The organism is bacterium (assembly GCA_035549195.1).
Taxonomy (GTDB): domain Bacteria; phylum Oederibacteriota; class Muellerivitia; order Muellerivitales; family Muellerivitaceae; genus DASZRK01.
This window is the reverse complement of record DASZRK010000059.1, coordinates 20,846-28,913: the sequence shown is the minus strand read 5'-3', so window position 1 is coordinate 28,913 and position 8,068 is coordinate 20,846. Positions and strand designations below refer to the sequence as shown.

Here is an 8,068-nt window from a genome sequence, read left to right as displayed (position 1 = left end):
TCCAGGTCCGGGTGGCGGTATGGGTGGCGGTGTTCGCCAGGGTGGCGGTAGGCGTACCCGTGGGGCTGTTGGTCGGGGTGGAGCTGGGAGTCGGGGTCGCGGTGAGGGTCGGGGTGTTGGTGCGGGTGGCGGTAGCAGTGGGAGTGAAGGTGGCGGTCCGGGTCGGCGTGCTGCTGGCCGTCGCGGTGGGGGTGTTGGCCACCGTATTGGTCGGGCTGGGGGTCGGGGTCGAACTTGGGGTGGAGGTGAAGGTATTGGTGCGGGTCGGCGTGACGGTGGGCGTATCGGTGGGGGTATTGGTGAAGGTCCGGGTCGGGGTCGGCGTGGCCTGGCAGGCGAAATAAAGGTTGTCGATCGTGAAGTCATAGGCCCCGGTCCAGGCCGGGGTGAAGAAAAGCTGGAAGAGCTGGGTCGTGTCCAGGGTGGTCACGGGACCGTAGACATAGCTCATCTGGCTGAAGAAGGCGGTCACATGGATCTCGGACCCGACCGAGGGGACCACATAAGGATACTCAAACCCGGAAGTCTGCCCGTTGGTGGGCACCGCGCCGATCAAAAGGGTGGTCGGGCCGGAGGCGTTGCCCACGTTCACCTTCAAGGTGAAGACGAAGGCGTTCTGCCCTTTTGTTTGGGCGTTGTAGCTGGGCGTCCCGGACCCCAGGGGGACCAGGACCGAGGGGCCATAGCAGGTGCCCTGGGTCCCCACATTTCCGTAAAGGCGGGCCGCGTAGACCGACCCTTCCAGACCCGGGCTGCTGACGGCCCAGGGGCTGGGGTTCATGGTGGTCAGGCAGCCGGTGCCGCCCGCGCTGGCGGAGGTCCAGCCCAACAGGCTGTCCTGGGTGCTGCCGCTCTCGAAATCGGCGATCTTGGTCCCGCAACCCGGCGTGGCCGTCGCGGTGGCCGTGGGCGAACCCGCTCCCCCGCCGATGGTCAGGCAGGAGGCGCCCCCGCCGATCACGTTCCAGATGCTGGTCATCATGGAGTTGGCGCTGGTGGGAAGTCCCTGGCCCAGGTCCCAGATGGCGATGCCCTTCATGCCCTTGGTCCCCATGGCCCAGTTCATCTTGTCGCAGAAGGATTGGGCGGTGTCCATGCCGTAGGTCTTGCCGCCATAGGTGTAGGGGCACTCGTCCTTGGTGGCGTCATAGGAACCGGCGGTGCCCGAGGAGAAGACCGCGGCCGAGGGGGCCGTTCCGTTGCCGTTGGCGGTCCCCGTACGGCCGTAGAAGGGCATGCCCAGGATCATCTTGCCGTAGGGGACGTTCCCCGCGTTGGTGTTGTACCAGTTGGCCACCTGGGAGATGCAGAGCTGGTATTGGTTGCCCGCGCAGTTGGTGAAGAGACCGGAGGCGTTCAAGGGGCCCTGGTAATCCCCCGTGGTGGCGTTGGCGGCGTTGAGGTCGTAACCGCTCAGGGTGAACCAGTCGATCAGGTTGTTGAGGGTGGTGAAGCTGTAGCCGCAGACGTCGTAACCGGGGGAAAGGTACATGGAAAGCCCCATGTTGCTCTCGATGGAGGAGAACTTGCCCGAGGGCGCGAGCCCCGGGGTGATGCCGTTGAGATTGGTGCGGATCTGCTGGATGAGGGCGTTGAAGACGGTGGAGCTGGAGGGGAATTCCCAGTCCACGTCGATGCCGTCGAAGGTCACCCCGTTATGGTGGACCAGGGCGGTGATGCTGTTGGCGAGGGTCTGGGCGTTCCCGGTCGAGGTGGGCCAGGTGTTCCCTGTGGCGCCGCCCACCGACAGGTAACAGCGGACGTTGTGGGCGTGGGCCTGGTTGACCAGGGCGGCGGAGATGTTGCTCGGATCGCTGAAGGCGGCGGTGGTGTTGTTCACGGTGGCGAAGGCGAAATAAACGTGGGTGAGACTCGACCAAGGGATGTCGGTGGCGAAGTTGGTGGTGAAGCTATAAGCGCCGTTCGAGTTCCAGCCGGGGGCGTAGCCCACCACGATGTAGTTCGGGGAGGCCAAGAGGGCTTGCGGGGCCAGCAGGCCCAGCATCAGGAGGTAAAAGGAACCCAGTTTTGTTTTCATGTTAAACCTTGTTCACGGAGTGAAGCCCTTGCTCGGCGTCTTCAAACGTTTTTCGCAGGGGCCCGGTTTAAATCACCTGAAAAATACACCGACCCTGAGGGGGTCCATATAAGGCGTTTGCCCTTTTCATATCAGGCAACCGCCATTTTTCGGCTCCCTTAAGGGTAGAAGTAGATGTCGTCCAAATGGACCACCACCGGACCCGCCGGCCCCACCATGTCGAAGAAGACCTGGACGATGCCGGTCTGGGTCCAAGGCGCCGCCCCTTGGTTGAAGACCCAAGGCGAGGGCGGGGTCGGGGACCCGATAGGGACCAGGAAATTGTGCCATTGCCCATCCCCCGGAACGGCCAGGTTGATCCCGGGGTTCAGGATCTGGGGCAGGCAGGAGGACTGGCAGATGTAAAGATTGGCGATGGTGACCGGGCCTGTGGCGCTCACCCAGAAACTGTAATAGCCCGTGGCCGCGCTGGCATTGATGGTGCCGCCCCAGGTGGACCAACTGGCGATGCCCACCTCGGCCAGGTCGCCGGACGCGTCGAAGTCGATGGAGCATTCCATGCTATGGGTTCCCGACAGGGCCTGGGCGGTGGTGCAGGTCACTCCCTCGGTGGTGGTCCCTTGGACGTAACTGCTGGCCAACCAGCCGGGCGCGGCCGCGTCGCTATAGCAGCACTCCGCGCCGCCCGAATCGAAGCTCTCGTACATGACCGCGCTCGAGGGCGTCGGGGTGGCACCTCCCCCTCCCCCGGTCGTCGCCGTGGCGGTGGGGGTGTGGGTGGGAGTGGAGGTCGAGGTGAAGGTGGGGGTCGCCGTGGGGGGAGGCGGCGGGGTCAGGGCCGCCATTTCACGGGAACAGCCCGAGTGGAAAAGGGCTCCGGTCAGGATGGTGGTGCTCAAAATGAACAAGGTGCGGCGCATGGAACCCTCCACGATCTTTCAGGATCGCCGGAAGGATAGCGCTGGGTCCAAAAGGACAATAACGACCTTTTGTCCAACTTATGTTAAACTTCTATCAAATAATTAATTATTCCCAATTACTAATGAAACCCAACAATCATCCAACTGTTCTGATAACCCACATATAGCGTATTTAATCCATCCCAAGCAACAGACCACGGTGTAAAGCCAATGCCAGACCCAAAAGTATCAATGTTCACCCCTGAAGAATCAAACACATAGATCAGGTTATCCGACATGTTCGGGGCATAAACTTTCCCAACGCTATCCACCGCTACATCGTTGGGGCCGAATGCTCCAGAAATCATAAATGTCGTAAGTAGAGTCCCCGATGTGTTCATTTTAAATAGAGCATTAGCTCCAGGATCCGCAACGTAGATATTTTCCGAGGAATCAAGGCAGATATTCGCCGGGCGATTGAAATCTATCGACGCTCCAAGCTTGGTTTGATATGAAAAAGTGGGACTGGAAGGAGTGCCCCCTATGGCATAAACAAAGACACTATTAGCGTCTAAGAGGATATTCCTTTGCGCAACATAAACTGTTGTCCCTGAAGAGTTAATTACAGCTCCCACAGGTTGGACAGATGAAAGAAATTCCGCTTGGCCAAAAGAAGTCAGATAACTACCCGAACTATCAAAAACAGCAACAAAATGCTTATTAGGAAATGTTACGTAGACATTGCCGGTCGTTGGATCAATAGCATTCCCTTCCGGCGAAAGAAATGATGTAGTTGGCCCGGATCCATAAACGGACACCGGGGCCCCTTGGAGAATCCCGCCAACACTCCATTCCTGCAAATTGTTTCTCACTAAATCCGTCACCCAAAGAAATCCACCCAAATAACGAACGCACTCTATAGCCGTGAAGTGACTGGAATCGCCAATGGTTACATAAGAATTTAAGATAGGTGTTGGGGTTGGCGTAAAAGTTACACTCGGCACGCTCGTCACTGTCGAAGTCATCGTCCCGGTGGAAGAAGCAGTTGCAGTCGCAGTTAGAGTAAAGGACAAGGTTGGGGTTAAAGTAGAGGTCGCTGTACCGGTCATAGTCGAACTAGGCGTTGGGGTATCTGTAACAGTTAAAGTCTGAGTAACTGTCCGAGTCGCCGTCGGAGACGCGATATTGAAATCAGAAGGGTTTTCAGGATTCGAACTCTTGCAAGCGTGAAAACAAAAAACACTTGAAACACCTAAAATAAAAAATAATTTTTTATTCAATCAAAAACACCTCTAAAAGATTACCCGCCAAGACATTTTCCTTCACCGCTCATATTTTGAAAGTTCATTTTAACCTATTTGTCCACTCCCTACTCATTGGGACCAGGCAAACATAAGTACTTATCCTCTTGAGGCCATCCATCATGGCCACCCTATCCCCCTGAAATTCAAGCTCTAGAACAATGGGGGCGGGTTTCTATTTTATACTTTAGACATAGCTGTTCGCCGCCATTCCTGAATCAACCCCTCATACTCCCCGATCAATCGTCCATTGATGATGGGCCACTCATATTCAGCGGCGGTCTTGAGGGCGCCCTTTCCCAGCTTTTTCCGCAGTGCTGGGGCATCCAGGCACTTTCGCATCCAGAGGGCCAGGTCCTTCGGGTCCCGGGGTTTCGCCAGGAACCCATCCTTCCCATGGTGGACCAGGTCCGCCGAGCCCCCCTGTTTGACCCCAATGACCGGAAGGCCCGAGGCATAGGCCTCCAGGATGACATTGCCGAAGGTCTCGGTCGTGGAGGGGAAGACGAAGAGGTCCGACGAGGCGTAAAGTTCGGCCAAGGGCCGGCCCTGGATGAACCCGAAGAAATGGTCCTTGGGGAAATGGGATTCCAACGTCGCCCGGTAGGGTCCATCCCCGGCGAAGGCCAGTTGGAATTGATAGCCTCTGCGGCGCAGGTCCAGGGCCGCTTCCACCAGGTCCCCCAGGTCCTTCTCGGCCACCAGGCGTCCCACGAACAGAAGCAGGGGTTGCCTCCCCACCTTCAGCTTCCGCCGTAAAGCTTCGCTCCGGAATTTCGGGGAGAACTTCCTTCCGTTGATGCCCCGGGGCCAAAGCTTGACCCCGTGGAATCCCCTTTCCTGGAGCTCCCGGGCGGTCCCCGGGGTAGGGGCGAAGGTCAGTTCGCTCCGGTTATGGAACCAGCGCATGTAATTCCACCCCATCCCCATGGCCCAGCGGTAGCCGTAATAGGGGAAATAATCCACGAAATGGGTGTGGTAACTGACGACCGAGGGGATCTTCTTTCGGTGGGCGTAATTCTGGCCATAAAGGGAGATGGGGGTCGGCGCGGCCACTTGGATCAGGTCCGGTTCGAACCGGTCCATGGCCTTTTCCAGCTCAAAGACCGGCGGGATCCCGATCCGGTAATAGCGGTAGAGCGGAAAAGGGACCGAGGCCACCCGGATGAACCTTCCCCGCCAGGGCTCTTTCTCCTTGGGGGCGAAGGGGGAAACAAAAAGGAAGTCGATCTTCCGGTCGTTCAGGGTCTCGGCGAGGCGGGTGTAGGTGCGGGCCACCCCGTCGGTCTGCGGGGGGATGCTCTCGGTGAAGATGGCGACTTTCAGGGTCCACTCCCGAACAAGGTTGGCACAGGCTATCCGACCCTTGCCGGGAGACAGGTAACGCGGTTGTTAAATCAAGGAAAACTCAGTTAACGCAACACCAACAACTTCAGGACCCAATGCTTACCCTTGGACTCCACACCCAGGTAATAGAGGCCGTTGGCCACTTTCGGAAGGAAGAGGGTCATGTGTTCGTTCCCCGTTCCGCTGACGGTCACCTGGTCGCTCCAGACCATGCGGAAGGCGCTGGTCCAAAGCCGCAGATGGACCTCGGACCCGGGAGGCAGAGCGATCCCCAAGGAAAGGGGAGAGTCCCCGTCCCACGGGTTCGGGTAAAGGACCGGCGCCGGGATGGGTGTGGGGGTCGAGGTCCAGGAAGCAGTGGCCGTGGATGTCCAGGTCCTGGTGGCCGATGCGGTCCAGGTAGGGGTGAAGGTCGGCGTGGAACTGGGGGTGGGCGTCCGGGTGAAGGTGAATGTCGAGGTCGGGGTCCAAGAGCTGGTGGCGGTCAGGGTCGGCGTAACCGTGGGGGTAGGGGTATAGGTGAAGGTCCCGGTCAAGGTCCAGGTATGGGTGGACGTGGGGGTCAAGCTAGAGGTCGGAGTTGAACTGGAGGTGGGCGTGAAAGAATGGATCGTGGTGGGAGTCCCCGTTGGCGAAAAGGTGTATGTCCCCGTTGCCGTGCCCGTGAAGGTCATCGACTGGGTGGACGTCGGGGAGGGTGTCGCGGTCCCTGAAGGGGTCGAGGTCCCGGTGGCCGTGCCCGTGGCGCTCAGGACCGGGGTCATGGAAAAGGTGGAAGTTCCAGTGGAGGTGCTGGAAAAAGTCGCCGTGGCCGTCGAACTCGGCGTCGAGGACGGTAAGGTGGTCAGGGTCCAGGTCGGGGTCCTTGTGGACGTCGAGGACGCAGTCCAGCTGGGTGTATTGGATTTTGTTGGAGTGCTGGAGGGCGTTGCGCTCGCCGTGGACGACGCCGTGGAGGTGGGAGTGGATGTCCTCGATGCCGTAAAGGTGGGAGTGTTCGTCAGGCTGGGCGTCGAGGTGGGCGTTGCGGTCATGGTCCAGGTCGAGGTCCTTGTGAATGTAGAAGTCGGGGTCGAGGTTCGGGTGGACGTGAAGGTGGGCGTCGCCGGCATCGGGACGATCTGGATGGCGTCCACCTTGGCGTTATCCACGCTGGAAGGCCCCAACTGGATGGTGATCATCCCCCCCGAAGGCGCGACATTGTTGAAGACCTTGTCGTCGGCGGTGTTGGACCCGACCTCCGCGAAGATGTCGAAATTGCTCAGGACCTGGGTCCCGTTGATGGAAACGTTGAAGACCCTCTGCCCCGCCGCCGTGATGCCGCTGTAGGTCTCGGCGAACTTCAAGGTCACCTGGTAGGAACCCGCCGGGACATGGAAGGTATAGGTGAAGGGGTTGCCATAACGCTCGCTCTGGTAAAGGGTATCGTCGGTGGTCCCGTTGATCGCCGAGGCCACGGGGACCGCCGCGGTCCCGCCCGAATACTGGGTGTCCGCGACCCAGAGGTTCCCCGCCCCGTCGGTGTAGTTCGATCCACCGGCGTTCACCCGCCAGGTCGAGGCCACGATGGGCGTCGGGGTGTTCGTGGGGGTCGCGGTGGGTACCGGTGTCCCCTGCTGATAGACCCGGATGTAGTCGACGCGGTACTCCTGCGGAAAGACCGTCGTGCCGTCCGGATAGCCGGGCCATCCCCCGCCCACCGCCAGATTGAGCAACAGGAAGAAGGGCTGGTTATAGACCCAGGTGGTCCCTGCCGGGATGGAGGCCGGGGTGCGGGTGGCGTAGAGGATGTCGTCCACGTAGAAGTCCAACTGGTTGACCTGCCAGTTCACCGCGAAGGTGTGGTAGCCGTCCTTGAACTTGGCTCCGCCGGGCAGGGTGTAGGTGGAGGAGATGCCGGCCCCGCCCGAGTAGCCGGGCCCGTGGATGGTGCCGTGGCTGTTCCCCTGGTCGGCGGCGTTCCCGATGTTCTCCATGATGTCGATCTCGCCGCAGGTGGGCCAACCCACGGACCCGATGTTGGTCCCCAGCATCCAGAGCGCGGGCCAGATGCCCTGGCCATAGGGCAGTTTCATGCGGGCCTCGATCCAGCCGTATTGGAAGGTCTTCTTGCCCGAGGTGAGCAGGCGGGCCGAGGTATAGCCGCAGGAGCCGCCCCCGGTGTTGATGGCCTTGACGATCAGGCATTTGCCGTCGGTGCAGGCCGCGTCGCTGGCGACATAGGAGTTCTGGTTGCTGTTGGTGTAGTTCTCCCATTCAGCGTTGCCCCAACCCGAGCAACCCGTGTCGTAACCCCAGGTGGCCCCATTGGGGGAGCTGTTGTCGACCTGGTTGAACTCGTCGGACCAGGAAACGGTCCAGCCGCCGGGAACGGCCCAGGCGGCCGGGACGGACAGGAGAAAAAGGAGAATCAGGGCAAGGAAGGGCCCAAAGGAAAGGCGGGTCTTGGGGAAGGTCGATTCCATGAGGCCTCGTTCGTCGAA

The 8,068-nt window shown here is 60.0% G+C and carries 5 protein-coding genes; all 5 read right to left on the bottom strand.

Annotated elements, in window-relative coordinates; genetic code table 11:
• Positions 1-2,038, bottom strand: a 2,038-nt coding sequence (locus tag VHE12_10680; GenBank protein HVZ81241.1) for a glycoside hydrolase family 18 protein, incomplete at its 3' end; no start/stop codon positions are given.
• A gap of 158 nt (positions 2,039-2,196) precedes the next feature.
• Positions 2,197-2,958 carry a hypothetical protein gene (locus VHE12_10675; protein ID HVZ81240.1) on the bottom strand — a complete coding sequence of 254 codons (762 nt, stop codon included), beginning with the start codon at positions 2,956-2,958 and terminating at the stop codon, positions 2,197-2,199.
• Between the two features lie 119 nt (positions 2,959-3,077).
• A complete protein-coding gene (locus VHE12_10670) occupies positions 3,078-4,217 on the bottom strand; it encodes a hypothetical protein (protein HVZ81239.1) in 1,140 nt (379 codons plus the stop codon).
• 201 nt (positions 4,218-4,418) lie between these two features.
• Complete coding sequence (locus VHE12_10665; protein ID HVZ81238.1) at positions 4,419-5,516, bottom strand: glycosyltransferase family 1 protein; 1,098 nt, start codon at positions 5,514-5,516, stop codon at positions 4,419-4,421.
• A 134-nt stretch (positions 5,517-5,650) separates the two neighbouring features.
• A complete protein-coding gene (locus VHE12_10660) occupies positions 5,651-8,050 on the bottom strand; it encodes a malectin domain-containing carbohydrate-binding protein (protein ID HVZ81237.1) in 2,400 nt (799 codons plus the stop codon).
• Positions 8,051-8,068: the final 18 nt, after the last annotated feature.